24 protein-coding genes are annotated in these 26,252 nt (G+C 56.3%); 12 read left to right on the top strand and 12 right to left on the bottom strand.

All coding sequences use genetic code 11. The annotated features are described in order from the left end of the window. Positions 1–237: 237 nt before the first annotated feature. From OKX01_RS12870 to msrB, 4 genes are read right to left on the bottom strand one after another with little or no spacing between them, the layout of a single operon-like run. The gene (locus tag OKX01_RS12870; protein ID WP_094197337.1) at positions 238–1,014 is read right to left on the bottom strand and encodes a peptidylprolyl isomerase; all 777 of its coding nucleotides are present in this window, start codon (positions 1,012–1,014) and stop codon (positions 238–240) included. A gap of 8 nt (positions 1,015–1,022) precedes the next feature. Next, positions 1,023–1,286 (bottom strand): BolA family protein, encoded by a 264-nt coding sequence (locus OKX01_RS12865; RefSeq protein ID WP_009456641.1) that lies wholly within the window; start codon positions 1,284–1,286, stop codon positions 1,023–1,025. A 7-nt stretch (positions 1,287–1,293) separates the two neighbouring features. After that, positions 1,294–1,860 carry a septation protein A gene (locus tag OKX01_RS12860; protein ID WP_009456639.1) on the bottom strand — a complete coding sequence of 189 codons (567 nt, stop codon included), beginning with the start codon at positions 1,858–1,860 and terminating at the stop codon, positions 1,294–1,296. Beyond that, complete coding sequence (gene msrB, locus OKX01_RS12855) at positions 1,857–2,252, bottom strand: peptide-methionine (R)-S-oxide reductase MsrB (RefSeq protein ID WP_264671824.1); 396 nt, start codon at positions 2,250–2,252, stop codon at positions 1,857–1,859. The genes OKX01_RS12860 and msrB overlap by 4 nt, the downstream gene beginning before the upstream one ends. A gap of 328 nt (positions 2,253–2,580) precedes the next feature. Here msrB and OKX01_RS12850 point away from each other — a divergent pair, with 328 nt between their 5' ends. The 4 genes from OKX01_RS12850 to OKX01_RS12835 all read left to right on the top strand — a co-directional run bounded on the left by OKX01_RS12850 (position 2,581) and on the right by OKX01_RS12835 (position 7,543). Then, positions 2,581–3,750: an ABC transporter substrate-binding protein gene (locus OKX01_RS12850; RefSeq protein ID WP_094197334.1), complete on the top strand. Its 1,170-nt coding sequence runs from the start codon at positions 2,581–2,583 to the stop codon at positions 3,748–3,750. A gap of 138 nt (positions 3,751–3,888) precedes the next feature. Continuing rightward, on the top strand, positions 3,889–4,926 hold the full coding sequence (locus OKX01_RS12845) for a branched-chain amino acid ABC transporter permease (protein WP_094197333.1): 1,038 nt from the start codon (positions 3,889–3,891) through the stop codon (positions 4,924–4,926). Positions 4,927–4,931: 5 nt separating this feature from the next. Next, entirely contained in the window at positions 4,932–6,764 is a 1,833-nt protein-coding gene (locus OKX01_RS12840; protein WP_094197332.1) for an ABC transporter permease subunit, read from the top strand. Continuing rightward, positions 6,761–7,543 carry an ABC transporter ATP-binding protein gene (locus OKX01_RS12835; RefSeq protein ID WP_094197331.1) on the top strand — a complete coding sequence of 261 codons (783 nt, stop codon included), beginning with the start codon at positions 6,761–6,763 and terminating at the stop codon, positions 7,541–7,543. The genes OKX01_RS12840 and OKX01_RS12835 overlap by 4 nt, the downstream gene beginning before the upstream one ends. Here OKX01_RS12835 and OKX01_RS12830 read toward each other — a convergent pair. The 6 genes from OKX01_RS12830 to fdxA all read right to left on the bottom strand — a co-directional run bounded on the left by OKX01_RS12830 (position 7,540) and on the right by fdxA (position 12,453). After that, the gene (locus OKX01_RS12830; protein WP_094197330.1) at positions 7,540–8,181 is read right to left on the bottom strand and encodes an OmpW/AlkL family protein; all 642 of its coding nucleotides are present in this window, start codon (positions 8,179–8,181) and stop codon (positions 7,540–7,542) included. The two genes, OKX01_RS12835 and OKX01_RS12830, sit on opposite strands and share 4 nt — an antisense overlap. 223 nt (positions 8,182–8,404) lie before the next feature. Then, positions 8,405–9,118, bottom strand: coding sequence for an ATP-binding cassette domain-containing protein (locus OKX01_RS12825; RefSeq protein WP_264671823.1), 714 nt, complete (start codon positions 9,116–9,118; stop codon positions 8,405–8,407). A gap of 244 nt (positions 9,119–9,362) precedes the next feature. After that, positions 9,363–10,001 (bottom strand): endonuclease III, encoded by a 639-nt coding sequence (gene nth / locus OKX01_RS12820; RefSeq protein WP_108727760.1) that lies wholly within the window; start codon positions 9,999–10,001, stop codon positions 9,363–9,365. Beyond that, entirely contained in the window at positions 9,998–10,639 is a 642-nt protein-coding gene (locus OKX01_RS12815) for an RnfABCDGE type electron transport complex subunit B (protein WP_094197327.1), read from the bottom strand. Before OKX01_RS12815 ends, nth begins: the two co-directional genes overlap by 4 nt. Positions 10,640–10,691: 52 nt before the next feature. Then, on the bottom strand, positions 10,692–11,915 hold the full coding sequence (locus OKX01_RS12810) for a polyhydroxyalkanoate depolymerase (RefSeq protein ID WP_094197326.1): 1,224 nt from the start codon (positions 11,913–11,915) through the stop codon (positions 10,692–10,694). A 214-nt stretch (positions 11,916–12,129) separates the two neighbouring features. Further along, positions 12,130–12,453 carry a ferredoxin FdxA gene (fdxA, locus tag OKX01_RS12805; protein WP_026483116.1) on the bottom strand — a complete coding sequence of 108 codons (324 nt, stop codon included), beginning with the start codon at positions 12,451–12,453 and terminating at the stop codon, positions 12,130–12,132. 240 nt (positions 12,454–12,693) lie between these two features. Here fdxA and pncB point away from each other — a divergent pair, with 240 nt between their 5' ends. Continuing rightward, on the top strand, positions 12,694–13,869 hold the full coding sequence (gene pncB / locus OKX01_RS12800; RefSeq protein ID WP_094197325.1) for a nicotinate phosphoribosyltransferase: 1,176 nt from the start codon (positions 12,694–12,696) through the stop codon (positions 13,867–13,869). Between the two features lie 63 nt (positions 13,870–13,932). Here pncB and OKX01_RS12795 read toward each other — a convergent pair whose 3' ends face one another. Next, positions 13,933–14,451, bottom strand: a complete 519-nt coding sequence (locus OKX01_RS12795) for a flavodoxin family protein (RefSeq protein WP_264671822.1) — start codon at positions 14,449–14,451, stop codon at positions 13,933–13,935. Positions 14,452–14,534: 83 nt separating this feature from the next. On the opposite strand from OKX01_RS12795, the gene OKX01_RS12790 reads away from it, so the two are divergent. From OKX01_RS12790 to OKX01_RS12770, 5 genes are all read left to right on the top strand, one after another. After that, entirely contained in the window at positions 14,535–16,829 is a 2,295-nt protein-coding gene (locus OKX01_RS12790; protein ID WP_108727757.1) for a RelA/SpoT family protein, read from the top strand. A gap of 75 nt (positions 16,830–16,904) precedes the next feature. Then, a complete protein-coding gene (gene trpB / locus OKX01_RS12785; protein WP_094197322.1) occupies positions 16,905–18,104 on the top strand; it encodes a tryptophan synthase subunit beta in 1,200 nt (399 codons plus the stop codon). 16 nt (positions 18,105–18,120) lie between these two features. Then, positions 18,121–18,954 carry a tryptophan synthase subunit alpha gene (gene trpA, locus OKX01_RS12780; protein WP_094197321.1) on the top strand — a complete coding sequence of 278 codons (834 nt, stop codon included), beginning with the start codon at positions 18,121–18,123 and terminating at the stop codon, positions 18,952–18,954. 117 nt (positions 18,955–19,071) lie between these two features. Further along, positions 19,072–19,950, top strand: a complete 879-nt coding sequence (gene accD / locus OKX01_RS12775) for an acetyl-CoA carboxylase, carboxyltransferase subunit beta (RefSeq protein WP_094197320.1) — start codon at positions 19,072–19,074, stop codon at positions 19,948–19,950. A gap of 668 nt (positions 19,951–20,618) precedes the next feature. Continuing rightward, the gene (locus OKX01_RS12770; RefSeq protein WP_264671821.1) at positions 20,619–20,747 is read left to right on the top strand and encodes a hypothetical protein; all 129 of its coding nucleotides are present in this window, start codon (positions 20,619–20,621) and stop codon (positions 20,745–20,747) included. A gap of 68 nt (positions 20,748–20,815) precedes the next feature. Here OKX01_RS12770 and OKX01_RS12765 read toward each other — a convergent pair whose 3' ends face one another. After that, complete coding sequence (locus OKX01_RS12765; RefSeq protein WP_264671820.1) at positions 20,816–24,139, bottom strand: Rne/Rng family ribonuclease; 3,324 nt, start codon at positions 24,137–24,139, stop codon at positions 20,816–20,818. Between the two features lie 488 nt (positions 24,140–24,627). On the opposite strand from OKX01_RS12765, the gene OKX01_RS12760 reads away from it, so the two are divergent. Further along, on the top strand, positions 24,628–25,596 hold the full coding sequence (locus OKX01_RS12760; protein ID WP_208393542.1) for an RluA family pseudouridine synthase: 969 nt from the start codon (positions 24,628–24,630) through the stop codon (positions 25,594–25,596). Beyond that, positions 25,593–26,246 (top strand): HAD family hydrolase, encoded by a 654-nt coding sequence (locus OKX01_RS12755; RefSeq protein ID WP_094197318.1) that lies wholly within the window; start codon positions 25,593–25,595, stop codon positions 26,244–26,246. Before OKX01_RS12760 ends, OKX01_RS12755 begins: the two co-directional genes overlap by 4 nt. Positions 26,247–26,252 lie beyond the last annotated feature (6 nt).

Raw genomic sequence — 26,252 nt, 5'->3', positions numbered from 1 at the left:
CAGCGGTCCAGCAGAGTCTTATTCTTGTTATTGTCTGCGGGAGAACAAGCGTAGAGTTGCTGGCGCTTTACCTCTTGTTTCAAGCCCGAGGTGAATTGACCGAGGGGTTATCCTTGGCCTTGGTTCCGAAAGAGGCATGATCCGACTTCATGAGTAATAAATATGGCGCCTCAAGGGCGCCATATTTGTTTTCCTGCCAGCCGTTTTATCGGAAAGACAAAGCGGCCGTCAAAGCCGTTACTTGATGTTGGCTTCTTTCAGGATTTTCTGCTGGTACTCGGCCAGCTTGCGCTGACGCATCATCTCTTCCAGTTGAGGCTTGACTTCAGCCATGGCCGGGAAGGTCACAGGACGAGCATCGTCTACCTGAATGATGTGCCAGCCAAACTGGGACTGCACAGGTGCTGCGCTCAGTTCGCCTTTTTTCATTTTCTCTACCGCCTGAGCGAACTCCGGTACGTAGGTGGAGCTAGGCGCCCAGCCCAGATCGCCGCCTTGCTGGCCGCTACCGGTGTCGATGGAGTCTTTCTTGGCGGCATCCGCAAAGCTGACTTTCTTGGACTTGATCTTTGCCAACAGGTCTTTGGCAGCCGCTTCGTCCTTGACCAGGATGTGGCGCACCTTGTATTCCTGCTGACCTTCTTCCATCGCCTTGATGGTGTTGTATTCCTTGGTCAGATCGGCTTCGGTAACAGGGTTCTTTTTCAGGTAATCGGCCATCAAGGCACGGACCAGAATGCTCTGGCGAGCCAGTTCCAGCTCTTGTTGAACCTGGTTGGTCTTGTCGATACCGGCTTTTTCAGCGGCTTGCACCACGGCCAGACGGTTGACCATTTCCTGTTTGACTTGCTCACGCAGCTCGGGCGAGTCCTTGGCGCCTTGCTCGACCAGAACGGCGACGAACTGATCCAGGTCTTTTTGCGTGAGGTTTTTGCCATTTACGGTGGCAATCGTCTGTGCATAGACCGGAGCAGCCATAGCGCAGGTCAAGGCAAATGCGGCAATACGTTTCATGAGCATCCTTAAGCAGTAGTTTTGGCTTGAATAGCCAATGCGTGAATCGGGAAAGGCATTAGATCGTGGACGCGATCATACACAAGTCTGTGTCGTGCCAGTGTTGAAATTCCATCAAATTGTTTCGAGGCGATGATCACCCGAAAGTGGCTTGCGCCCCCTTGAGCACCGGCGTGGCCGGCATGCAGATGGGATTCATTAATGATGTCCAGTTCAGAGGGTTCCAGAGCCTGGAGCCGTTCGTGAATCAGGGAAGCGAGTGCGTCTGTCATGGTGAAATCAAGATTTTGGGGGAGTGGAGTTGTCGGACGAGTCTTGCAGGTAGCGGCCCAGCCACAAGGATTGGGCAACGACAAACACCAGCATCAAACCCAGCAGGCCAAAGGCTTTGAAGTTGACCCATTGGGACTCGGTAAAGTGGCCCGAGAAGGCAACGTACAAATTCACCAGGCCCATGGCGACAAAGAAGCTGGCCCAGACCAGGTTTAATTTGTCCCAAACATGGCCGGGCAATACCAGATGGGTGCCCATGAATTTTTGCATCAGGTTGCGATGCATCAGATAGCGTCCGCCCAGCAGCACCAGCGCAAAGATCCAATACAGCACGGTCGGTTTCCAGCGGATGAAGACATCGTTGTGGAAAAACAAGGTGGCACCGCCAAAGACCACAATGACGGCCAGATTGATCCAGTGCGAGGTCTCGATTGCCTTGCTGGTGAGTTTTAACCAGAGTATCTGCAATACCGAGGCGGCCATGGCCACGCCGGTTGCGACATAGATGTCGGAGAAACGAAACGCCAGAAAAAACAGAACGAGCGGGAACAGATCAAATAAAAGCTTCTTCATGCGTCAGGTTCAAAGGTCATGGACAGGGAGTTAATGCAATATCGTAGCCCAGTGGGTGGGGGGCCGTCTTCAAAGACGTGGCCCAAATGAGCATCGCAGACATTGCACAGCACTTCGATGCGCCGCATGCCGTGGCTGGTATCCAGTTCCTCGCGCACATTGTCCGGGTTCAGGGGAGTGAAGTAGCTGGGCCAGCCGCAACCGGCATCAAACTTGGTGTCAGAAGCAAACAGGGGCGTGCCGCAGCCAACACAGCGGTAAATGCCGGGCGTGGTGGTGTCCCAGTAACGGCCGGTAAAGGCACGTTCCGTCCCTTTCTGACGCGTGACATAGAATTCTTCGGGGCTGAGTTGGGCGCGCCACTCGGCTTCGGTTTTACGTACTTTTTCCACGTGTGCTGCCTTATGAAAAACAGATCAATGCCTACAAGAGGCGCAGTCCTACATAGTAATCGACAATTAGAGTGCGTTTGGAACAGAGGGTTCCAAAGTGCAGCCTGTCCTGACTGCCCAGTCAAGAAAATAGCGGTACAGGGCACTTACTTAGTGAGCTATCACTTTAGTTAGTGCACTATTTAAACTTTTAATATTTAAGGTAAACACCAATATCTGAAATTCGTGTGACTTGATACGTTTCTGGTATCTGCTGGTGATTATCTGTATTACGATTTTTTGACCGTGAAATCGGTCCACAACAACGAACAAATATTGGGAGAAAAGGATGAACTGCATTACTACTGGTCGTCTGACGACATTGGCTGCAGCCCTGGCTTTGAGTCTGCCCGTCGCCGTGTCTGCGCAGATCAAAGTGGGTGTGACGGTGGCAGCGACAGGACCGGCGGCCTCGCTGGGCATTCCTGAACGCAATACCGTCAGCCTGTTGCCTACTGAGGTGGCCGGCCAGAAAATCGAGTACATCGTTCTGGACGATGCCACCGATACCACGGTGGCCGTACGCAATATGCGCAAGCTGATTACGGACGACAAAGTGGACGTGGTGATCGGTACGTCCGTGACTCCCGGCTCCCTGGCGATGGTGGACGTTGCTGGTGAAACCAAGACTCCCATGATCAGCGTGGCTGCCAACGCCAAGATTGTTGAGCCTGTCGAAGGCGCTCGTACCTGGGTCTTCAAAACTCCCCAGAATGACCAGTTGATGGCCGGTGCCTTGGCAGAGGCCATGGTCAAGCAAAACGTCAAAACTCTGGGCTTTATTGGTTACAACGACGCCTACGGTGATGGCTGGCTGAACGTGATTACTGAAGCGGCTCAAGCCAAGGGCATTAAAGTGCTGGGTGCCGAGCGCTATGGCCGCAACGATACCAGTGTGACCGGTCAGGTTCTCAAGCTGCTGGGCACCAAACCCGATGCCATTTTGATCGCCGGTTCCGGTACTCCGGTTGCCTTGCCTCAGCGTGAACTGAAAGGCCGTGGCTTTGCAGGCATCATTTACCAGACACACGGTGCCGCCAACAGCGACGTGCTGCGTGTATGTGGCAAGGACTGTAACGATATGATCTTGCCAGCCGGTCCTTTGCTGGTCGCCGAACAACTGCCTGACAGCAGCACGGTGAAAAAGACGGCTATGGAGTACAAGGAAAAATACGAAGCCAAATATGGTGCTGGCTCCATCAACACCTTTGGTGGGCATATGTGGGATGCCGGTCTGCTCGTGACCGAAGCCATTCCAGAGGCCCTGAAATCTGGTGCCAAGCCAGGTACCCCCGAGTTCCGCGCAGCCTTGCGTGATGCTCTGGAGCAAACCAAGGAACTGGCCGCTTCCCAGGGCGTGTTCAACATGTCTGCAACAGATCATGCCGGTCTGGATAAGCGGGCCCACGTGATTGTGAAAGTGGTCGACGGTAAATGGACGTATCAGCCTGATCTGTAATATCTGACAGGCAAAAACCGGCTCCCAAGCCGGTTTTTTCCAAGGCGGGTGCCTGAGGATCCTGGCGCCCGTTCCCGCTACAGGCCTGCGTTTGCCGTAAGCCCTTTGCCCTTTTTGTTGTACAGGATGTTGTCCGACATGGATACCACCATCGCTTTGATTTTGTTGCAGGATGGCATATTGAATGGCGCCATCTATGCTTTGCTCGGGCTCGCCCTGGTTCTGGTTTTCCTGGTTACCCGCGTCATCTTTATTCCACAAGGTGAGTTCGTCACCTTTGGCGCCTTGACCTTGGCTTTCGTGGTCAATGGCCGCATGCCGGGAACCGTTATTTTGTTATTGATCGCCGGTGCTCTGGTGTTCTTGCTGGAGTTGCTCTCTGCCTTGCGCAGTCGCAGCCTGACAGGCATGCCACGCAAGTTTCTGGTCAATATCGTGATTCCTGTCGCGGTTTACTTTGCCGCCCCTGCCATTGTCAGCTCGCAGTTGCCCTTGTGGGTGGCCGTATTGTTCTCACTGGCGGTTGTGATCCCGCTGGGTCCCATGGTGTATCGCCTGGTGTACCAGCCAATTGCCGAAGCCAGCGTGCTGGTGCTGCTGATTACTTCGGTAGCCGTGCACTTTGCGCTGACCGGTTTGGGTCTGGTGTTCTTCGGTCCGGAAGGCTGGCGCACGCCTCCTTTCATGGAAGGCGAAGTGTCCCTGGGCGCAGTAAGCTGGTCGGCCCAAACCTTTTTTGTGATGGGCGCTTGCGTGTTGCTGATTCTGGCCTTGTGGGGCTTTTTCGGTAAGACCCTGTATGGTCGCGCTCTGCGTGCAACGGCGGTGAACCGTCGTGGTGCCCGTCTGGTGGGTATCAGCACCAATATGTCCGGCTCTCTGACTTTCACGCTGGCTGCAGCCATTGGTGCCTTGTCCGGCATGCTGATCGCTCCTGTGACGACCATTTACTACGACACCGGCTTTTTGATCGGTCTTAAAGGTTTTGTGGCGGCGATTTTTGGCGGTTTGATCAGTTACCCCGTCACCTTGTTGGGCGCTTTGTTCCTGGGTGTTCTGGAGGCGTTTTCCTCTTTCTGGGCTAGTGCCTACAAAGAAGTTATTGTATTTACCATGGTGATACCGGTGTTGTTGTGGCGCTCCTTCGGTAGCAAGCACGTGGATGATGAGGAGTAAATCACATGAGACACTTGCTGACGCTACTGTTTATTGCGGTTCTGTTGGTTTTGCCGCAGTTGGGCGCAACGCCCGAATTCTGGATTACCCAGCTTAACTATATTGGCTTGACCAGCCTGGTTGTTCTGGGCCTGGTGCTGTTGACCGGCGTGGGTGGTTTGACTTCGTTTGGTCAGGCCGCGTTTGTGGGTCTGGGTGCCTACACCACGGCCTATCTGACGGCTCGTCTGGGTTGGTCGCCCTGGTTCAATCTGCTGATTGGCATGGCTATCACCATGATGGTGGCCTACATTCTGGGGGCGATCACACTGCGCTTGTCCGGCCACTTCCTGCCCCTGTGTACCTTGGCTTGGGGGCTGGCCTTGTACTACCTGTTCGGCAACCTGGAGTTCCTGGGGCAGTACGACGGTATTTCCGGTATTGCTCCTTTGGAGTTCTTCGGTATTTCCCTGTCCTCGGGCCGGGATATTTACTACCTGATCTGGGCGTTCGCCTTGCTGGCGATGTGGGGTACGCGCAACCTGCTGAACTCCCGTCCCGGACGTGCCATTCGTGCTCTGAAGCATGGCAGCGGCATGGCCGAATCCTTTGGCGTGAACATGGCCAATTACAAGGTCATTGTGTTCGTTTACGCTGCCTTGCTGGCTTGCGTATCCGGTTGGCTCTATGCGCACTACCAGCGCGCGGTATCACCCAGTCCTTTCGGCTTGAACTACGGTATTGAATACTTGTTCATGGCTGTGCTGGGCGGGGCAGGCAGTGTTTGGGGTGCTGTTTTGGGTTCGGCTCTCGTGCTGAGCCTGAAAGATCAATTGCAGAACTGGCTGCCCAAGCTGCTCAATACCGACATCAACTTCGAGCTGATCGTTTTCGGTATCTTGATGGTGCTGATTCTGCAATACGCTCGCGACGGTCTGTGGCCCATTTTGCACAAGGCTTGGGAACAGGTTTTCGGTGCGCAGAAGCGCAATCAGGCGGCTCCTCCGCAAGCCGAGGCTCTGCCTCAGCGTGAGCGTCCCCAGGCCGGCTCGCTGGTTCTGGAAGTGAACAAGATCCGCAAGGAGTTCGGTGGTCTGGTCGCCGTGAATGACATCAGCTTCACCTTGAATGCGGGTCAGATCATGGGCCTGATCGGTCCTAACGGCGCGGGCAAGAGCACAACCTTTAACCTGATTACCGGCGTGCTGTCGGCCACCAGCGGCCAGGTCAGCTTCCTGGGGCAGCGGATTGATGGCAAGCCTGCACGCGAGATTTCTCGTCTGGGCGTAGGCCGTACCTTCCAGCACGTGCAACTGCTGCCTACCATGACGGTTCTGGAAAACGTGGCATTGGGCGCTCACTTGCGTCGCAATGTCGGTGTGGTGTCCGCCGTTCTGCATACTGAGCGCCGTAGCGAAGCCGAGCTTTTGCACGAAGCGGCTGTTCAGCTGCAGCGCGTGGGCCTGGGTGATTACCTGTACGAAGAGGCGGGCAATCTGGCCCTGGGCCAACAGCGTATTTTGGAAATTGCCCGTGCCCTGGCTTCCGATCCGCTGCTCTTGCTGCTGGACGAGCCGGCTGCTGGCTTGCGCTACAAGGAAAAGCAGGAACTGGCCAAAGTGCTGGATCAGCTGCGTAGCGAAGGCATGAGCATTTTGCTGGTTGAGCATGACATGGACTTTGTCATGAATTTGACGGACAAGCTGGTTGTCATGGATTTTGGCACCAAGCTGGCCGAAGGTTTGCCCAAGGAGATTCAGGAAAATCCAGCGGTGCTGGAAGCCTACCTGGGTGGTATTGATGACGACCTGGATCTGGATCAGGTCAATGAGCCCGCCTCGGCAGGAGCAGCGCTATGAGTTCGGCACAATCGAAAGACATTATCCTGAAAGTAGACAATCTGGCGGCTCAGTACGGCAAAGTCACAGCCGTGACGGGAGCTAGTCTGGACGTTCGGGCAGGCAGCATTGTGACGGTGATCGGCGCCAATGGTGCAGGTAAGTCCACCTTGCTGAACTCTATGATGGGTTCTTTGCCCAGCGTGGGCCGCAGCACAGGCTCAGTGCAGTACGAAGGGCAGGAGATCAGTCATTGGGAAGTGGAGCGTCGCGTGGCGGCTGGCATTTCCCTGGTGCCGGAACGCCGCGAGCTGTTTGGCAGCATGACGGTGGAAGACAATCTTCTGCTGGGCGGCTTTCGCCTGTATCGCGCCCGTCATCCCGGCTGGCGCGACACCATGGACAAGGTTTACACCTTGTTTCCACGCTTGAAAGAGCGCCGTACTCAGCTGGCAGGGACTTTGTCAGGCGGGGAGCGGCAGATGCTGGCCGTAGGCCGTGCCTTGATGGCGCAACCCAAAGTGCTGATGCTGGATGAACCCAGCCTGGGCCTGGCGCCGCGTGTGGTGCGGGAGATCTTTATGATCATCGCCCGACTGCGCAGTACCGGCGTGGCCATCTTGCTGGTCGAGCAAAATGCGCGTGCCGCTTTGCAAGTGGCTGACTACGGTTATGTACTGGAGACGGGCGATGTGGTGCTGCAAGGGCCCGCGTCTGACCTGGCTCATAATCCCCGAGTGATAGAAAGCTATCTGGGCTTGGGGCAGGGCAAACGCGAGCAGGAAGAAGCCAGCGCTTAGAAGCGGTAGCCGACCCCGATGGTGGCAACCACGGGGTCCAGCTTGGCCTTACCAATGGACTGACCGTTCAGTTTCACGTCTGGACGGATGCTGATGTAGCGTACATCGGCGTTCAGGAACCAGTTCTTGTCCAGCTTGTAATCCACACCGACCTGGGCTGCAAAACCCCAGCTGTTTTTCAGTTTCAGGTCGGAGCCCGCCAGCGCACCGCGCGATTCGGTGTCAAAGAACATGGTGTAGTTCACGCCCACGCCCACATAGGGCTGGAAGTCGCTGTCAGGCAGGAAGTGGTATTGCAGGCTCAGGGTTGGGGGCAAGTGCTTGGTTTTGCCGATACGGCCCAGATTGCTGTCAATATTGTGCTGGAAGGGGAAAGCGCCCAGCAGTTCAATACCAATATTGCGGGTGGCCATATAGGTCAGCGAGAAGCTGGGGCGGGCATTATTGCCTACGTCCAGCTTGACGGTGCCGTCAGCCACAGAGCCGTTATTGGATTTTGGGGATACCCAGGTCACGCCACCTTTGAGCAAGAAATCACCCGCTTCGTGTGTTTGGCCTTGAGGCGCGTACAAAACAGCGGCCAGTCCTACCGCGAGCAAGGACAGGTGCAGACCGGGAAACAAGTGGCGGGCTTTCATAATGACTCCGTAGGGGGGTGTAAAGCCTACAGAGTGAATGAGGGCTGGGTTTGCAGATTTGATCCAAAGCAAGCTTCAGGGGTAGTTGACCGCCTGACCTTGTTGTAGATCAAGTAAGTAGAATTCATACGGGGCCAAATTCACCCCTATGTGTGTTTTTTGCATCACCTGGTAACGAGCTGGAAAAGAGAAAGGCGGGCGTGAGAGAGCTCGGATGATGGGCTCACACCCCCAGGAGTGCGTGCAGGGCGTCGTACTTATGGCTTAATTCGCTGCGGCTGAATCGCTCGATAATTTGCCCTTGTTCCAAGACATGAAACTGATCGCTGAATTCCGCCGAGAACTGTGGGCATTGCTCGGCCAGCACAATGGTGTAGCCTTCGTGGCGTAAGGTGCAGATCAGCTTGCCAAGTGCCTGGGCCTGTACCGGAGCCAGTCCCTCGGACACCTTGTCCAGCAGCAGTAGATTCACACCTGTGCGCAGCAAGCGCGCAATGACCAGTATTTTTTGTTCGCCGGTAGACAGATGGGTGGCCATATGGTGGCGACGTTGCTCCAGGCTGGGTAGCAGCTCATAGATCTGCACCAGTGACATTCCACCACCCAGGGCAGTCCCTATAGCGGGCGGTAGCAAGAGGTTTTCCTCACAGCTCAGACCGGTGAAGATGCTCTGTTCGTAAGGGCTGTAGCCCACTCCCAGATCTGCCAACTGGTGTTGGCTCAGGTGTATGGTTTCGGTGCCTTGAATACGGATGGAGCCTCGACGGCTATCGGTTAATCCCGCGATGGCGCGTAACATGGCGCTGCGGCCGGCCCGACTTCGGCTCAGTACGGTGCAGATCTCCCCCGCAGCAACCTGCAAACTCAATCCGCGCAAGAGCGGAAACTCTCGTTGGCAGGCGTACAGATTCTCAATATCCAGGGCAGCCCGTGTCATGAGAATGCTCCTTGTCGTAAGGCGTCAATATGGGCCTGTACGTTGGCTGGTCGGCTCAGGATTCCGTTACGTGTCCTTCGCCGCTGATTGTGGTGATTCCATCACCAGCGAACTTTAGGCAGGGTTCTTCATGTGTTTCAGTATGGAAGCGCCAACGAAGCAAAACCATGCGGGTTTGTCATAGGAGAGATCGGTTTAATGCACTGTTTGGTAAACAAATGTTGTTAAACCAGGCATGTGTTACTTAAGTGTTAACGGTTTTCGGCTTGAAGTCACACAAGTCCGAGATACCACACTGGGGACACTTGGGTTTGCGGGCCACGCAAATGTAGCGGCCATGCAAAATCAGCCAGTGGTGGGCGTCCAGTAAAAAAGGCTTGGGAATCACTTTTTCCAGCTTCTTTTCTACTTCGACCACGTTTTTTCCTGGCGCAATGCCGGTGCGGTTGGCAACGCGAAAAATATGGGTATCCACGGCAATGGTGGGCAGGCCAAAAGCGGTATTCAAGACCACGTTGGCGGTTTTGCGTCCTACGCCAGGAAGAGCCTCCAGTGCTGCGCGGTCACAGGGAACCTGGCCTTGATGCTGCTCCAGCAAAATCCGACAGGTCTTGATGACGTTGGCGGCTTTGGTCTTGTACAGGCCAATGGTCTTGATGGCTTCACGCAGCCCTTCTTCACCCATAGCCAGAATCCCTTGCGGTGTGCCGTGTTCGGGAAAAAAGCGGGCAGTAGCCAGGTTCACGGAGCGATCAGTAGCCTGGGCCGACAGAATCACCGCAATCAGCAGTTGAAAGGTGTCGGCGTATTCCAGTTCGGTGGTGGGCTTGGGGTTGGCGGCCTGAAAACGGCTGAAAATCTCGTGGCGCTTGGCAGCGTTCATGGCGTAGTTTCGCTTGCAGTCTTGCCGGCGCGTCGCGCACGGGCGCGGGCCAGAGCAGAGGCAATGGAGGCCTCTCGTTTATCGGCCTGATCGGCCGAGTTGGCCAGGACGGGTTTATTAGCCAGCGTACGGGCAGCCAGATCCGAGCTTTCCTGGTGTCGGGCCAGCAGGCGGTCGCGGCGTCGTTCCGTGTCCAGGCGAGCCTGTATGGCCTGTTCGCTGCTCCATTCATCCGTAGGGATCATGCTGATGCAGTCTACTGGACAGGGCGGCACACATAGCTCACAGCCGGTACAGCGGTCAGCCAGTACGGTGTGCATCAATTTGTTGGCACCGATAATGGCGTCCACCGGACAGGCCTGAATACAGAGCGTGCAACCAATGCAGTGCTCTTCAATAATGACTGCGCGGCTGGGGCCGGTGAATTCCCCACAGGAAGGGTCCAGAGGCAGGGCTTCACGACCCAGCAGCTCGGCCAGGGCCTGCACGCCTTCCTGGCCGCCGGGCGGGCAGCGGTTGATCGCCTCGCCTTCAAGCGCAATGGCTTGGGCATAGGGCAAACAGGCATCGTAACCACAGCGGGTGCACTGGGTTTGAGGGAGCAGGGCGTCAATGCGCCGTATTAAGGTGTTGGACATGAATGCAAAAACGGGGCCCTCTGGCCCCGTCAGAAACGGCCTTAGCCAAATATCAGTTGTGCTGACGGATGAAGTCCCTGATTTTAGGACAGATCAGCGTGCGCCAGCGGCTTCCGGAGAAAATCCCGTAATGACCACAGTTGGGCGCGGTGAATTGTTGCTTGAGTTCAGGCGCGATTTTCGAACATAGCCCCTGAGCCGAATGAGTCTGGCCCTGGCCGGAAATATCGTCCAATTCGCCTTCAATAGTAAACAAGGCCACGCCATCGATATCCTGGGGACGGACTTGTTCGCCATGTACGTGCCATTGGCCTTTGGGCAGACGGTGCTCCTGGAACACAATGCGGATCGTGTCCAGGTAGAACTCGGCGGGCATGTCCAGCACGGCATTGTATTCGTCGTAGAAACGGCGGTGGGCTTGTGCATCGTCATCGTCACCTTTGATCAGGTGCTGATAAAAGTCGTAGTGTGAGCTGACGTGACGATCCGGATTCATGGCGACAAAACCGGCATGCTGCAAAAAGCCGGGGTACACACGGCGGTGAGCACCAGGGTATTTGGTGGGCACCCGGTGAATCAGATTGTTTTCGAACCAGGAATAGGACTTGGTGGTGGCCAGACGATTCACCTCGGTGGGTGACTGACGCGTGTCGATAGGCCCACCCATCATGATCATGCTGCGTGGCATCACGGCCGAGCGACGGCTTGCCATTAAGGAGACGGCAGCCAAGACCGGCACCGTGGGCTGACAAACCGACATGACGTGCACTTTCGGGCCCAGTGCCTGGATGAATTCCTGCACATACAGGACGTAATCGTCCAGATGGAAGGGGCCGGCTGAACGAGGCACCATGCGGGCATCAATCCAGTCAGTGACATAAACCGAGTGATCGGGCAGCAGCGCGCGTACGGTTTCGCGCAGCAAGGTGGCGTGGTGGCCGGACAGAGGCGCGACCAGCAGGATCGTGGGGTCCTGATCCGCTTTGGGATGATCGCGCTTGAAGTGGATCAGCCTACAGAACGGTTTGCTCAGGTGCTCGACCTCCTGCACGGCGACGGTTTGGCCGTCGATCTGGGTTTCGTCCAGCCCCCAGGCTGGTTTTTCGTAATCCTTGCCGATACGGTGTACCAGTTCAGAGGCCGCCGCCAGTTGGCGCGACAGGGGCGTATAGGCCAGTGGACTGTAGGGGTTGGAAAACCATTGAGAGCCGGTGCCGGTAAAGGCGGCGAGCGGAGCCAGAAAGGACCGCTGAAGTTCGTGCAGATCGTAAAGCATAGTGTGCGCCTTGGTGTTGCCTAATTTGATACAGAGGAATGTATATGCTTATTTCCTTGTGGGAAACAATACGACGTTTATCGTTCCTCTGGCCTTGGTATTTTCCCTTGCTGCGGTGCGGCAGGTTTTTTTATCAAAAGGCGAGATTGGGCGCAAGAGTGGCTGGATACAAACGCAGCCACCGAGTCGGGTCTATATAGAGCGAGCGACGTGCTTAGCGTTCCAGATACTGTAGTTTGTTCTCCACACCGTTCCAGTCGTCCGCATCTTCCAGCGGTTTTTTGGAGCGGTTGATGCTGCCAAAAACAGGCGTCAATTCAGCGTTCAGTTCGATGAAGTGCACCTGATCTTGGGGCACGTCCTCTTCGGCAAAAATGGCATTGGCCGGGCATTCGGGAATACAGACGGCGCAGTCAATGCACTCGTCCGGGTCAATCACCAGAAAGTTCGGGCCTTCACGAAAACAGTCGACGGGGCACACGTCCACACAATCGGTGAATTTGCACTTGATACAGTTTTCGGTGACGACGTGGGTCATTTCAGTAACACTCCTGCGGTATCGCTAAGGCGGTTGATCACGGCAAAAGGCCGTGGATGGGGTGCGCGACAACGCACAGGGCCTGAACGATAAAAATGGGATTTGAATCGAATCTTTCGATTTTAACGAATATTCAGCTTCTTGCTTATTGAGATGGCGCAATAGCTCATCTGCTAGATAGCGGTACGCAAGAACTGACGCCCGTGCTATGGTTGCGCAATCAAAATCGGTAGGTTTGTGATGATCATTACCTCTTTACTTGATACGGACCTGTACAAGTTTTCCATGATGCAGGTTGTCTTGCATCATTTCCCGGCTGCGCACGTGGAGTATCGCTATAAATGCCGCACTCCCAATATTAATTTAAGCCAGTACCTGGACGAGATCCGGGCGGAAATTCATGCCCTGTGCCAGTTGCGTTTTTCAGACGCCGAGCTGGATTATTTACGCAGCCTGCGCTTTATCAAAAGCGATTTTGTCGATTTTCTGGGTCTGTTCCATCTGCCCGAGCGTTGTATTCAGGTGCAGGCTGGGGCTGTTCCCGGCGAGATCGAAATTTCGGTCCAAGGCCCCTGGCTGCATACGATTCTGTTCGAGATCCCTGTGCTGGCCATCGTGAACGAGGTCTACTTTCGCAACGAATGTCCACAACCACAATGGGCGGAAGGGCGCGAGCGTCTGCAGTCCAAGATGCGTCTGGTGGTCGATGATCCGGCCTTAAGTGACTTTCGTGTGGCTGATTACGGCACGCGCCGCCGCTTTTCCAAGCAGTGGCACGAAGAAGTGGTCACCACCATGATCGAGCAGATGAAACCGCACTTTGCCGGCACCAGCAACGTCTGGCTGGCCATGAAGTATGGGGTAACGCCGCTGGGCACCATGGGACACGAGTACTTGCAGGCTTGTCAGGCTCTGGGCCCTCGCTTGCGTGATTCGCAGATTTTCGCCCTGGAGGTGTGGGCCAAAGAATATCGCGGTGACCTGGGCATTGCCTTGTCGGATGTGTACGGCATGGATGCTTTCCTGCGCGACTTTGACATGTATTTTTGCAAGCTGTTTGACGGTGCCCGTCACGACTCGGGCGATCCTTTCATCTGGGGTGAGCGCTTGCTGGCGCACTATCAGGCTAACCGTACCGATCCGCGTACCAAGACCTTGGTGTTTTCTGATGGTTTGACCATTCCCAAAGCCATTGAGCTGGCGCTGCGTTTTGCAGGTCGCTGCAAGGTGTCTTTTGGGATTGGCACCAACCTGACCAATGACCTTGGCCATGAGCCTTTGCAGATTGTCATGAAGATGGTGCGCTGCAATGGTCAGCCGGTGGCGAAAGTGTCCGATGCTCCGGAAAAGACTATGTGTGATGATCCGGCGTATCTGGCGTATTTGCGGCAGGTTTTTCAGTTGCCGCCAGCGTAAGCCTTTGGCGACCTGAGGCGTTAATGTTGTTTCAAAACCCTTTGCACACGCAAAGGGTTTTTTTCATAGACAAAGCAGGGCCGCCAGGTGCCCTCCGGCTTCACGTGCCTGGGCAATGTGCTCCTCATTCAAGGTCTTGGGCGCCAGAATGGCCTCAGGCGTCTGGGCGTGAAAATTGAAGATCCGGATCGGGGCGGCCAGCTCCAGCCGCCAGCCGGTACAAATCCGCTCCAGTTGTCGCTGGGCTCCTTGTCCATCGCTACCCGCACTGATTAAGGCAGAGTAGGGACGGCCATTTAGCTGATCCAGCACCTCGTAGTAATTCCGGTCCAGACACTCTTTCATGGCCCCGCTCAGACTGGCCAGGTTTTCGGGGGCGCAGAACAGATAAGCGTGGGAGTCGCGCAAATCCTGCGCTTGCACCTGATCGCAATGCAAACGTTTGATACGGATCTGTTCTAGCCCTCCCAACTCCTGGAGCACCTCCAGCGCGCCTTCTTCAGCCTGTTCAGCCAATTGCCGGGCCGCGCCGGTACGGGAGTGCCAAATCAATAGAAGCTGGCGGCATGTGTTCAGACTCATAAGCTCTTACTCGCGGTGATAGACTAGCGTCTACAGTATAGAGAGCCACCTCAGCGCTGAGTGGCCACATCGACGTAATTCACATGAATCACACCGCTTCTCCCCCTATGGCCGAGTCGGCCTTCAACCCTCTATGGTTCGCGCAAGCCAGCCACGGACTGGATGAAGCAGGGCGTACGCTATTGCAGGCGGCTGCCGACTGGGCGGGGCCTATTTTGCTGGATCTGGCCGGAAGTACCGGCGAACCGTTGGACAGCCATTGCGCTCAGGTAGCGCTTATTTTGGCTGGTTTGGGTGTGGATGCCCAAACCCGTGCCAGTGCCTTGTTGGCCGTCACCCCCGCCCCTGGGCCGGAGATCAAACAGGATCCGGTTCAAAAAGCCTTTGGTGCCGAGGTCATGACCCTGGTGCGTGGCTCGCGCGCCTTGTACCGCCTGGGATCGCTGACAGGCCAGGCCAAGGAGCAGACGGGCGGGGGTGATCAAAAAGAAATGAAGCGCAAGATGCTGCTGGCGATGGCCGCCGATTTGCGCATTGTCTTGATGCGCCTGGCCTCGCGCTTGCAGTCCTTGCGCTGGTACCGACAGTCCAGAAATGTCTGCCCGGTAGGGTTCGCGCGCGAAACGCTGGAGCTGTATACGCCGCTGGCTAACCGCCTGGGGATTTGGCAGATCAAGTGGGAAATGGAGGATCTGGCCTTTCGTTTTCTGAACCCCGAGGTTTACAAACATATTGCCAGTCAGCTTGAAGACAAGCGCGTGGAGCGCGAAACCCTGATCAGTCAGGTTCGTGATCAACTTTTGGCGGCCTTGAAACGCGAGCATATCGTGGCCGAGGTCTCGGGCCGACCCAAGCATATCTTCAGCATCTGGAACAAGATGCGTAACAAGCATCTGGACTTTGAACAACTGTTTGATTTGCGCGCCTTGCGCGTCATCGTTGAGGATGAACGCAGCTGCTACCACACGTTGGCTGTGGTGCATTCCTTGTGGACGCCTGTGCCCGAGGAGTTTGACGATTACATCTCCCGCCCCAAGCCCAATGGTTATCGCTCCTTGCATACCGTCATTGCGGATGCGCAGGGGCGTTGCTTTGAAATTCAGATCCGCACGCGCGACATGCATCAGTTCGCGGAATACGGGATGGCTGCCCACTGGCGCTACAAGGAAGCGGGAGCCCAAGGCGGGCAGCAGGTGGCCGATGGTGAGGACGATAGAAAGATCGCCTGGATGCGTCAATTGCTGGCCTGGGACAGGGAGGCGTCCACGTCAAACGCTACCGCGCCTGGTCCGCAAGCAGACAGCAGCAAAGAGTCGGCTTCCGAAAAGACAGTAGAACCCGTCGCCAGTAAGAAACCGGCAGTCGCCCGGCCTTTGAAGGCTCAGGAAGACGAGCATATTTATGTGCTGACGCCGCAGGCTCGCGTTATCGAGCTGCCTGTGGGGGCGACGCCGGTGGACTTTGCCTACTATCTGCATACCGATCTGGGCCACCGTTGTCGCGGTGCGCGGGTTGATGGGCAGATGGTGCCTTTGTCCACGCGCTTGTCGACGGGCCAGACAGTAGAGATTGTGGCGGCCAAATCCGGTGGCCCCTCGCGTGACTGGCTGAACGTACAACTGGGCTTTCTGGCCAGCCCGCGTTCGCGCTCCAAGGTGCGGGCCTGGTTCAACGCGATTGAATTGCAGCAGCGTATCTCCCAAGGCCAGAGCATGGTCGAAAAAGAGCTGCAAAGGCTGGGCCGTACCGCCGTCAATCTGGAACAGATGGCCCAGCAACTGGGTTTTGCCAAGGCGGATGACCTGTATGTGGCGGTGGCCAAGGATGAATTCAGTCTGCGCCAAGTGGACGCCTTGTTCCGTGAGGATGTGCAGGAAGAAGAACCCGTACAGCGCGTGTTTGATGCGGCCCGGGAAAGTGTTTCCAAAACCGGGAAAAGCGGTGTGCTGGTGGTGGGCGTGGACTCCCTCATGACACAGCTGGCCCGCTGTTGCCGTCCCGCACCGCCTGACCTGATTGCCGGTTTTGTGACCCGTGGTCGGGGAGTGTCCATACACCGTGCTGACTGCAAGTCTTATCAGGAACTGGCTGATCGACAACCTGAAAGGGCTATTAGCGTTGATTGGGGCGATACGGGGGATACTCAGTATCCGGTGGATCTGGCGATTGAGGCTCAGGAGCATCCCAGCCTCTTGCGTGATCTGTCTGAAGTATTTGCCCGCCTGCGCTTGAACGTAACGGGTATTAATACCTTGAGCCGTCGTTCGTTGACACGCATGATATTTACCATTGAAGTGCGTGATGGCGAGCAAATTCAAAAGGCTTTAGCGGCCTTGAACGAGTTATCGGGTGTTAGCGCCCGCCGCTACTCGTCCTGAACTGCTAAAATTGGTAAACCTAAACCTCGCGGGTGTTGTGCCCGCGATTGTTCTTGTCAATCAAGAGAGCGAGCTTTGAAAACCTATACCTTGCCCGACCCGGATGGACATTTTGGTCAGTTTGGTGGTTCGTTTGTCGCTGAAACGCTGGTCCACGCCCTGGACGAGTTGAAAGCAGCCTACGAACAGTATCGGAACGATCCTGAGTTTCTGCGCGAGTTTCATTACGAACTCAAGCATTTTGTCGGTCGTCCCAGCCCCGTGTACCATGCCCGTCGATGGTCGGAGCAACTAGGTGGAGCTCAGATCTGGTTCAAGCGCGAAGACCTCAATCACACTGGCGCACACAAGATCAATAACTGTATTGGTCAGATCCTGCTGGCTCGCCGCATGGGCAAGCCACGCATTATTGCTGAAACCGGTGCAGGCCAGCACGGCGTGGCAACGGCTACGGTCGCTGCCCGTTACGGTCTGGAATGTGTGGTCTACATGGGTAGCGAGGACGTGCGTCGTCAGGCTTCCAATGTATACCGCATGAAGCTGCTCGGTGCGACGGTTGTGCCCGTGGAATCCGGTTCGCGCACCCTGAAAGATGCGCTGAACGAGGCCATGCGTGACTGGGTCACCAACATCAGTAATACCTTCTACATCATTGGCACGGTGGCTGGTCCTCATCCTTACCCGATGATGGTGCGCGACTTCCAATGCGTGATCGGTGAAGAGTGCGTGCAGCAAATGCCTGAGGATGCCGGTCGTCAGCCTGATTACGTCTTGGCGTCAGTCGGTGGCGGTTCCAATGCCATGGGCATTTTCTACCCCTATATCGAGCACAAGGACGTGGAGCTGATCGGTGTGGAAGCGGCTGGACGCGGCCTGGATACGCTGGAGCACTCGGCTTCCCTGAACAAGGGACTGGTGGGTGTGCTGCACGGTAACCGTACCTATGTACTGCAGGATGATGACGGCAACGTCATGCCTACGCACTCGGTGTCGGCTGGTCTGGATTACCCGGGTGTGGGCCCCGAGCACGCCTGGCTGAAAGATTGTGGCCGCGCCCACTACGCCACCTGCACCGATGAAGACGCTCTGAAAGCGTTTCACGATTGCTGCCGCATCGAAGGCATCATGCCTGCGCTGGAGTCCTCGCACGCGCTGGCTCATGCGGCTCGCATTGCTCCGACTTTGTCCAAGGATAAAATCATTCTGGTCAGTTTGTCCGGTCGTGGCGATAAGGACATGCATACGGTCGCCGAGTACGGCGGCTTGACTCTGTAAGCAATCGGGAACTGATATGTCGAGTAATGTGCGTCTGCAAAAGACGTTTGAAGGTTTGAACGGGCGTTGCGCCCTGGTGCCGTATATTACGGCCGGAGACCCTTCGGTGCCCGCTACCGTGGCCTTGATGCATGCCTTGCGTCAGGCCGGGGCAGATGTCATTGAATTGGGTGTGCCTTTTTCTGATCCCACTGCCGATGGCCCGGTGATTCAGCAAGCCGCTGAACGTGCCATCAGCCGTGGTGTCGGCTTGCGTAAAGTGCTGGAGATTGTGCAGCAGTTTCGCCTGATCGACGAGGAAACGCCGGTTGTGCTGATGGGTTACGCCAATCCTATCGAACGTATCGGTCAGGCCGAGTTTGCCGTGATGGCGGGCAAGGCGGGTGTGGACGGCGTGCTGACGGTGGATTACCCGCCTGAAGAGTCCGAGGATTTCACCCGTTTGCTGACCGAGCAGGGCGTGGACACCATTTTCCTGCTATCGCCCACTTCCACGGACGAACGCATTGCCAAGGTGGCCGAGTTGGCTCAAGGCTATGTGTACTATGTTTCCCTGAAAGGGGTGACCGGTTCGGCCCAGATTGATGTGGCTGATGTGGAACACCACTTGCAGCGCATTCGTCAGCACGTCAAAATTCCGGTCGGAGTAGGTTTCGGGATTCGTGATGCGCAAAGTGCCAAAGCCATCTCCCGTTGTGCGGACGCAGTTGTTATTGGTTCCAAGCTGATTCAGACTATGGAGCAGGCCGTGCAAGAAAACGCGGGCAAAGAGCAAAAGGATAAGGACGCAGCGGCGGTTGCCGCGGCCAGTCAATGGCTCGCACAGATACGTCAGGCGCTGGATAATTAGCCTAAATACCTATTCCGCGTATAGAATCATCTGCCTGTTCTTGAGGAACAGGCGCTTTTTTTCAGAATAAAGAGTTTGGTGGGCCGGGTGCCGGCCAAGCGAAAACAGGATCTAACAATGAGCTGGATCGAGAAAATACTCCCGCCGCGAATTAACCGTAACCCCGAAAGCAGCCGTCGCGTTCCCGAGGGGCTGTGGGTGAAATGTCCGTCGTGTGAGTCTGTGCTCTACAAGGAAGATCTCCAGGCAACTTTGAATGTTTGCCCCAAGTGCAGTCATCACATGCGTATTGGTGCGCGTGGCCGGATCAAATCCTTGCTGGACCCCGAAGGCCAGACCGAAATTGGTTCTAACACCCGTCCTATGGACCCCTTGAAGTTCCGCGATTCGCGCAAATACACCGAACGCGTTTCCGAGGCAGCCAAACAAACGGGCGAAACTGAGGCGATGGTGGTCATGAGCGGCACGATTTTGTCTGTGCCAGCCGTGGTGGCTTGCTTCGAGTTTGAATACATGGCCGGTTCCATGGGGTCGGTGGTGGGTGAGCGTTTCACACGTGGTGTTAAGGCGGCTATTGCCGACCGTAGTCCTTTCATCTGTGTGGCCGCTTCGGGTGGCGCGCGTATGCAGGAGAGCTTGTTCTCCCTGATGCAGATGGCCAAGACCACGGCTATTCTGGCCGAACTGTCCGAGGCGGGTTTGCCGTTTATCAGTATTTTGACTGACCCAACCATGGGTGGTGTATCGGCCAGTTTTGCCTTTATGGGCGATGTGGTGATTGCCGAGCCTAATGCCTTGATTGGCTTTGCCGGTCCTCGCGTGATTGAGCAGACTGTGCGTGAGAAGCTGCCTGAAGGCTTCCAGCGTGCCGAGTTCTTGCTGGAGAAGGGCGCGATCGATATGGTGGTGGACCGTCGTGAGTTGCAGCGTGAACTGGCGGAGCTGCTGGCTTTGTTGACTCGTCAACCGGCTGAGGCTGTGTCGCGTCATTCTTGATTGCCACGGCTTGACGCTTAGGGAAAAACGCCATCTGGGTTCAGGTGGCGTTTTTTTTTGCCTACTCCGCTGTAGTTTTTTTTGCATAGGGGGTTGTGCTATTGGAACGTTGGTCTCTTGGTTGAGACTTCAGGGCGAGATTGGCTTGGTTTTCTTGGGGTGGGGGGAGTACGGCCTGGGGGCGGGGCCTTGGCCCGTGCTGCGCACGGGTGCTCTTGGCTATTGAACAACCCAGGCGCCCAGTGAACTCGCCAGGTACTCGGTCCCCTCGGACCAAGTACAAGCGTCTGGCCCGAACAGCGCTGGGTTTGCACCCTGGATTGTTCAATAGTCCGCGGCCAAAGCTCTGACTCGCATTCGGGCTGTACTCCCTACCTCAAGAAAAAGGGAATATCGCAGAGGGCTCAAATAGAGGGCTGTATCTGCTGTCTGCACCTGCAACTGTCCTGTGTCTGAGCCTGTGTTTTGGCCTATGCCTCGTTCGGTTGTGTATGCGCGTACGTTTTCTGCGCTGTTGGCTTCAGCTTTGTTTTTTCTCTTTATTCCTATCTTCGGCTTTGTATGCAACTGGAGTTGAAAGAGTGGTGGGTTTGCGCTTAGGGCTAAGGCTAGGGCGGGTTTAATGCTGAGCTAGATGCCGAGGCGGGTGGGGCTAGGCTGGAGTTTGGGTGAAAGAGGATAGGGGCTTGTTGGGGGAGTGGCTTGGATTAGCGGGAAGGGAGAAGGGGAAGGGGAAGGGGAAGGGGAAGGAGAAGGAGAAGGAGAAGGAGAAGGAGAAGGAGAAGGGGCTCAGGTGATTGCTCTTTGTGGATACGACAGGCATAAAAAACGCCGCCCTGGAGGGCGGCGTTTTTAGTCTTGCTGTTTACTGCGTTTCGACCTGTTGCAGCGGTTCGCTGTTCTCGGTTTCTGCAGTACGTTGCTTGCGTGGGCGACCCAGGCGCACTGGTGCAGGCTGGTAGTTGTCCTGTGTTGCCGAGCGAGCGGTTTCCACCAGTTCGATGCCTGCGGCGTTCAGTACGGCTTCCAGAGGAGCGGCAGCGGGCTTCTGTGCTTGTTCGGCGGCAGGAGTCTCTGCGGCAGCGGTTTGAGTCTCTACGCGAGTCTCTGCGGCTGCAGTTTCCACTGGAGTGGCTTGAACGGCTGGGGCTTCAGTTGTGGACTGAGCTTGTGCAGGAGTCGCGGCTGTTTCTACGGCTTCAGCTGGAGCTTCGGTGACTTCTGCTTTGGCTGGTTCGGCAGCAGCTTCTGCTTGTACAGGAGCAATGGCCTCTTCAGCTGCAGGAGCTTCTGGAGCGACTTCGGCGGCGGGAACAGTTGTCTCTTTCTGAGCAGCAGCGGTTTCGACGGCTACAGTTTCCACTGGAGCAGCTTCAACGGCTGGGGTTTCTGCCACGGCTTGGGCTTCTGCTGGAGTTGCAGCTTTTTCTACGGCTTCGGCTTGAGCTTCAACGATTTCTGCTTTTGCAGGTTCGGCAGCAGCTTCTGCTTGCACAGGAGCAACAGTTTCTTCAGCAGCAGGAGCTTCTGGAGCAACTTCGGCCTGAACGGCTGGAGCGGCTACTTCTTCCTGAGCTGAGGCGGTTTCAACTGCGGCTGCTTGAGTCGTGACGACTTCTTGAGCAGGTTGTGCAGCTTCGGCAGCGGCTGGAGCTTCCTGAGCGGCGACAGCCGTCGCTTCTTGGGCTGCTGGTGCCTCTACGGCTGCTTGGGGCTGCTCAGGCTCGGCTGCTGCGGTTTGGGCAGCGGCTTGTTCCTGGGCATCCAGGGCAGCGGGGTTAAAGCTGGGTGTTGCGTGAGCAACGTAGGCGCTGGTATTGCCTTCTTCGCTGTTCTCTTCGTTTTCGGCCACTGCGTTGGCGTCTGTGTTGCGACGACCACGACGGCTACGACGACGGCGACGTTTGCGCTCTGGATCCAGGGCGCCGTTCTCGCTGTTTTCGTCCGTTTCAGTATCCGAGTTGTCGCCGGTATCAGTGTTGTCGGCCTCAGCCAGCTGTTCAGCACGTTTTTGTGCTTCTTGCTTGGTGGCGGCAACAGCAGAGGCTGCGGCAATGCTGGCAACAGCCTGTTCGGGCTGGGCGGCCGTGCTGTTGAGGTCTTTGTTCAGCTCGACGTTTTCTGTGCTGCCTTCTTCGCGGCGTTGACGGCCACGGCCTCGACGGTTACGTGGGTTGCGGCTGTTGCTGCTGCCTTCGTCGGCGGTGGCAGGCGTCGTAGTCGTGCTGGTGCTTTGCGGGGCTTCCGAGGCGGCTTCGTTATTGGCCGAGGCATTGCGGCGGCGACCACGGGTATTCGCGCTGGTGCTTTCCGTGCTGGCTTTTTCTTCCTGAGCTGCTTCCGGGCGGTTGGACTGGCGACGACCACGTCCACCTTGACCACGGCCACCGTGGGATTGGCCTGGACGGCCTTGGCGGCGACCGGAAGGAGATTTGCTCTCTTCGGATTTGCTGGCTTCGGTCACGGGCTCCGTGGGTGTGCCGGACAACCAGCTCAGCAAACGTTTGAGCAGGCCGGGTTTGTTGTCGCTGGCAGCGGCGCTGGCGGCTGCGGCAGCAGCAGCTGGCTTGCTCATGGGAGCAGGCTGGGCCGGCGTGGTGCTTTTGACCAGGGCTTCTGGACGAGGCTTGATTTCGTGGCTGCGGTGCGGCACCAGGCTGTCTTGCTGTTCGGGCTGCTGAACCAGCTCGTAGCTGCTGCGCAGTTCGTCCAGGCGTGGGTCATCGTGGCGCAGGCGCTCGATGATGTGGTGCGGGGTTTCCAGATTCTTGTTGGGAATCAGGATCAGGGCGATGTTCAGACGCGATTCGATTTTGGTGATGTCAGCGCGCTTTTCGTTCAGCAAGAAAGTAGCCACGTCCACCGGCACTTGAGCGTGCAGGGCGGCAGTGCCTTCTTTCATGGCTTCTTCTTGCAGCAGGCGCAGAACATGCAGGGCGCTGGATTCAGCATCGCGAATCACGCCGGTACCGGTGCATCGTGGGCACGTGATGTGAGAGCCTTCGTTCAGGGCAGGGCGCAGGCGCTGACGAGACAGTTCCATCAGGCCAAAGCGCGAGATCTTACCCATCTGAACACGAGCACGATCCAGGTGCAGGGCGTCACGCAGGCGTTGTTCGACAGCACGCTGGTTCTTGCTGTCTTCCATATCGATGAAATCGATAACAATCAGGCCACCCAAGTCACGCAAACGCAACTGGCGGGCCACTTCGTCGGCGGCTTCCTGGTTGGTGCGCAGGGCGGTTTCTTCAATATCGGCACCACGCGTGGAGCGGGCCGAGTTCACGTCAATGGCAACCAGCGCTTCGGTATGGTCGATAACGACAGCACCACCCGACGGCAATTGCACGGTACGTGAGTAAGCAGTTTCGATCTGGTGTTCGATCTGAAAGCGCGAGAACAGGGGGATATCATCGCGGTACATTTTCACGCGATGCAAGTTGTCGGGCATGACCACGCTCATGAAGGCGGCGGCCTGCTCGTGAATTTCATCCGTGTCGATCAGGATCTCGCCAATATCGGGCGAGAAGTAATCGCGTATCGCCCGGATAACCAGACTGGATTCCAGATAAATCAGGATAGGGGCAGCATTGTCGCGGGCCGCGCCGTCAATGGCGGTCCACAGCTGCATCAGGTAGTTCAGGTCCCACTGCAGTTCTTCGACGCTGCGGCCGATACCTGCGGTGCGGGCGATGATGCTCATGCCCTGCGGGATATCCAGCTGGTCCATGGCTTCGCGCAGTTCCTGGCGGTCTTCGCCTTCCACGCGGCGCGATACGCCACCCCCACGAGGGTTGTTGGGCATCAGAACCAGATAGCGACCTGCCAGGGAAATAAAGGTGGTCAGGGCAGCGCCCTTGTTGCCACGCTCTTCTTTTTCAACCTGGATGATCAGTTCCTGGCCTTCGACCAGGGCGTCCTGGATGCGGGCGCTGCGTACATCAACCCCTTCTTTGAAGTAGCTGCGAGCCACTTCTTTGAAGGGCAGAAAGCCGTGACGCTCTTCACCGTAACTGACGAAGCAGGCTTCCAGGCCGGGTTCGATACGGGTGATGACCCCTTTGTAAATATTGCCTTTGCGCTGTTCGCGCCCGGCTGTTTCGATGTCGAGGTCAATGAGTTTTTGACCGTCAACAATGGCGACGCGTAGTTCTTCTTGATGCGTCGCATTGAACAACATGCGTTTCATGAGTGTGGATCTCCGTTGTCATGGAGCACCGAAATATCGGCGCACGACCGCGGGTCACAGGTGTGTAGCGCTATAGCTGCATCAGTTTGGGGCAGGCAGGCAAAATCGGCCTACCGGCTTATAGTCTGGGAGGCACGAGTCGCGCCAAAGCGCGAAGTTCAATCAGCAGGAGGGTCAGAGTCACAGTGTGTGTTTGACGAATATAAAATTGCTGGGGGAACGGCAGTCGCATAAATCATGCGGCTGGTGCAAAAGAACGGGACAATCTGTGCAGGAATTCAGCGCCGCACGCGGGAGGAAAGCATCTCTTGGAAAGCGGGCCTTCTTGCCACACGACTTTCGTTATTTCGGACTCACCCCGGCGACCTTATGACCCGGAAGCTGGAACTCAAGGATACAATTATCAGTCCTTGGTTATCCAACGGAGACGCACCCTTTGCATCTCTACGCTGGACCCAGTCTCAGCTTCTATAGGCTGAAGCGATTATATGCCCCTTTTTGTTATGTGCAAACCTCATGAATCACAAAGATCAGCCCCTCAAGTGCGAATATTACGCATTGATGAAACGCGGGCGGGTCAGCGTATAGATAATTTTTTGTTACGCGAATGTAAAGGGGTGCCAAAAAGCCACATTTACAAAGCCATTCGCGGCGGTCAGGTTCGCGTGAACAAAGGCCGCATCAGCAGCGACTATCGCTTGCAAGATGGCGATATGGTGCGGATTCCGCCTCTGCGCCTGCCTGAACCCGAGCAGGCCCGTCCCGTCCCCGCTGCCGTTTTCCCAGTGGTGTTCGAGGACGAGCACATGATGGTGATCGACAAACCTGCCGGTGTGGCTGTGCATGGTGGCAGTGGCGTGTCTTTTGGTGTCATCGAGCAGTTGCGTGCGGCGCGCCCTCAGGCACCCTTTCTGGAACTGGCCCACCGTCTGGATCGTGACACCTCCGGTTTGCTGATTATTGCCAAGCGTCGCGCGGCTTTGGTCGGCTTGCATGATATGTTTCGTGAAATCCGTGCCCGCAAGTTTTACTGGGCGCTGGTGCAGGGCGATTGGGTGAACGATCGTCAACATATTCGTTTCCCCTTGCTGCGCTGGCTGACTGAAAGTGGCGAGCGACGCGTCAAGGTTGACCCGGCTGGCAAGCCTGCGCATACCATCATCACCATGCAGCGCCGCTTTGGCCGCTTTACCTTGGTGCAGGCCGAGCTGAAAACCGGCCGTACTCACCAGATTCGTGTTCATTTGGCCCATTCGGGTTTTCCGATTGTGGGTGATGATAAATATGGCGACGATGCCATCCGCGATCAATTTGCCCGTCAAGGTTTCAAGCGCATGTTCCTGCATTCGGGACGCTTGGAGTTCAATCATCCTGTCACCGGACAGCCCCTGGTTCTGGAGGCGGCTTTGCCAGCGGCCTGTCAGGCCGCTCTTGAGCGTTTGGAGAAGTTGTTATGACGCGTTACGCCGCCGTTCTGTTTGATTGGGACGGCACAGTTATGGATTCGACGTACTCAATTGCCAGTTCTATTCAGTTGGCCAGTGCGGACCTGCAATTGCCTGTGCCTTCGATTCAGCAAGCCAGTTGGGTTATTGGTTTGTCGCTGGAAAGCGCCTTGTACCGCGCTGTACCGGATTTGACTGCCGAGCAGATGCCGCTGTTTCTGGAGCGTTACCGCTATCATTTCATGCAGCGTGACCCTCATATCAAGCTTTTTGACGGAATTTTACCTTTCATGGGTGAACTTCGTGGCCGTCAGATTGCCTTAGGAGTGGCAACAGGTAAAAGTCGTCAAGGTCTGGACAGGGTGTTGCAGCAGGTCAAACTCAGCACTTTTTTTGATGCGACCCGTTGTGCGGACGAAACCCGTAGCAAGCCGGATCCGGAAATGCTGCATCAATTGCTGGCTGAATTGATGCTGGAGCCCGAACAGGTCTTGATGGTGGGTGATACCGTGCATGATATTCACATGGCGGCCAATGCGGGCATGGATAGTGTGGCTGTCACATATGGCGCACACGATCCTCAAACTCTGGCCAAGGCAGAGCCTACGGTCATGGTTGATAATGTGGCGCAAATGCGCGATTGGGTATTGGCACGGATTTAAGACAAG

It is taken from the genome of Alcaligenes sp. SMD-FA, from assembly GCF_025960365.1.
GTDB lineage: Bacteria > Pseudomonadota > Gammaproteobacteria > Burkholderiales > Burkholderiaceae_B > Alcaligenes > Alcaligenes aquatilis.
Note: the sequence above shows the minus strand (reverse complement) of the source record. Positions and strands in the feature narration are given on the sequence as shown.

Excerpts from the sequence above, each read along its gene's own strand:
- OKX01_RS12830 (WP_094197330.1), bottom strand. The coding sequence starts at position 8,181 with ATGAAAGCCCGCCACTTGTTTCCCGGTCTGCACCTGTCCTTGCTCGCG.
- trpA (WP_094197321.1), top strand. The coding sequence starts at position 18,121 with ATGTCGAGTAATGTGCGTCTGCAAAAGACGTTTGAAGGTTTGAACGGG.
- OKX01_RS12810 (WP_094197326.1), bottom strand. The coding sequence starts at position 11,915 with ATGCTTTACGATCTGCACGAACTTCAGCGGTCCTTTCTGGCTCCGCTC.
- OKX01_RS12860 (WP_009456639.1), bottom strand. The coding sequence starts at position 1,860 with ATGAAGAAGCTTTTATTTGATCTGTTCCCGCTCGTTCTGTTTTTTCTG.
- OKX01_RS12790 (WP_108727757.1), top strand. The coding sequence starts at position 14,535 with ATGAATCACACCGCTTCTCCCCCTATGGCCGAGTCGGCCTTCAACCCT.
- OKX01_RS12845 (WP_094197333.1), top strand. The coding sequence starts at position 3,889 with ATGGATACCACCATCGCTTTGATTTTGTTGCAGGATGGCATATTGAAT.
- OKX01_RS12795 (WP_264671822.1), bottom strand. The coding sequence starts at position 14,451 with ATGAGTCTGAACACATGCCGCCAGCTTCTATTGATTTGGCACTCCCGT.
- OKX01_RS12755 (WP_094197318.1), top strand. The coding sequence starts at position 25,593 with ATGACGCGTTACGCCGCCGTTCTGTTTGATTGGGACGGCACAGTTATG.
- OKX01_RS12850 (WP_094197334.1), top strand. The coding sequence starts at position 2,581 with ATGAACTGCATTACTACTGGTCGTCTGACGACATTGGCTGCAGCCCTG.
- accD (WP_094197320.1), top strand. The coding sequence starts at position 19,072 with ATGAGCTGGATCGAGAAAATACTCCCGCCGCGAATTAACCGTAACCCC.
- OKX01_RS12870 (WP_094197337.1), bottom strand. The coding sequence starts at position 1,014 with ATGAAACGTATTGCCGCATTTGCCTTGACCTGCGCTATGGCTGCTCCG.
- OKX01_RS12825 (WP_264671823.1), bottom strand. The coding sequence starts at position 9,118 with ATGACACGGGCTGCCCTGGATATTGAGAATCTGTACGCCTGCCAACGA.
- OKX01_RS12840 (WP_094197332.1), top strand. The coding sequence starts at position 4,932 with ATGAGACACTTGCTGACGCTACTGTTTATTGCGGTTCTGTTGGTTTTG.
- pncB (WP_094197325.1), top strand. The coding sequence starts at position 12,694 with ATGATCATTACCTCTTTACTTGATACGGACCTGTACAAGTTTTCCATG.
- OKX01_RS12835 (WP_094197331.1), top strand. The coding sequence starts at position 6,761 with ATGAGTTCGGCACAATCGAAAGACATTATCCTGAAAGTAGACAATCTG.
- OKX01_RS12865 (WP_009456641.1), bottom strand. The coding sequence starts at position 1,286 with ATGACAGACGCACTCGCTTCCCTGATTCACGAACGGCTCCAGGCTCTG.
- OKX01_RS12815 (WP_094197327.1), bottom strand. The coding sequence starts at position 10,639 with ATGTCCAACACCTTAATACGGCGCATTGACGCCCTGCTCCCTCAAACC.
- nth (WP_108727760.1), bottom strand. The coding sequence starts at position 10,001 with ATGAACGCTGCCAAGCGCCACGAGATTTTCAGCCGTTTTCAGGCCGCC.
- OKX01_RS12765 (WP_264671820.1), bottom strand. The coding sequence starts at position 24,139 with ATGAAACGCATGTTGTTCAATGCGACGCATCAAGAAGAACTACGCGTC.
- fdxA (WP_026483116.1), bottom strand. The coding sequence starts at position 12,453 with ATGACCCACGTCGTCACCGAAAACTGTATCAAGTGCAAATTCACCGAT.
- OKX01_RS12760 (WP_208393542.1), top strand. The coding sequence starts at position 24,628 with ATGCCCCTTTTTGTTATGTGCAAACCTCATGAATCACAAAGATCAGCC.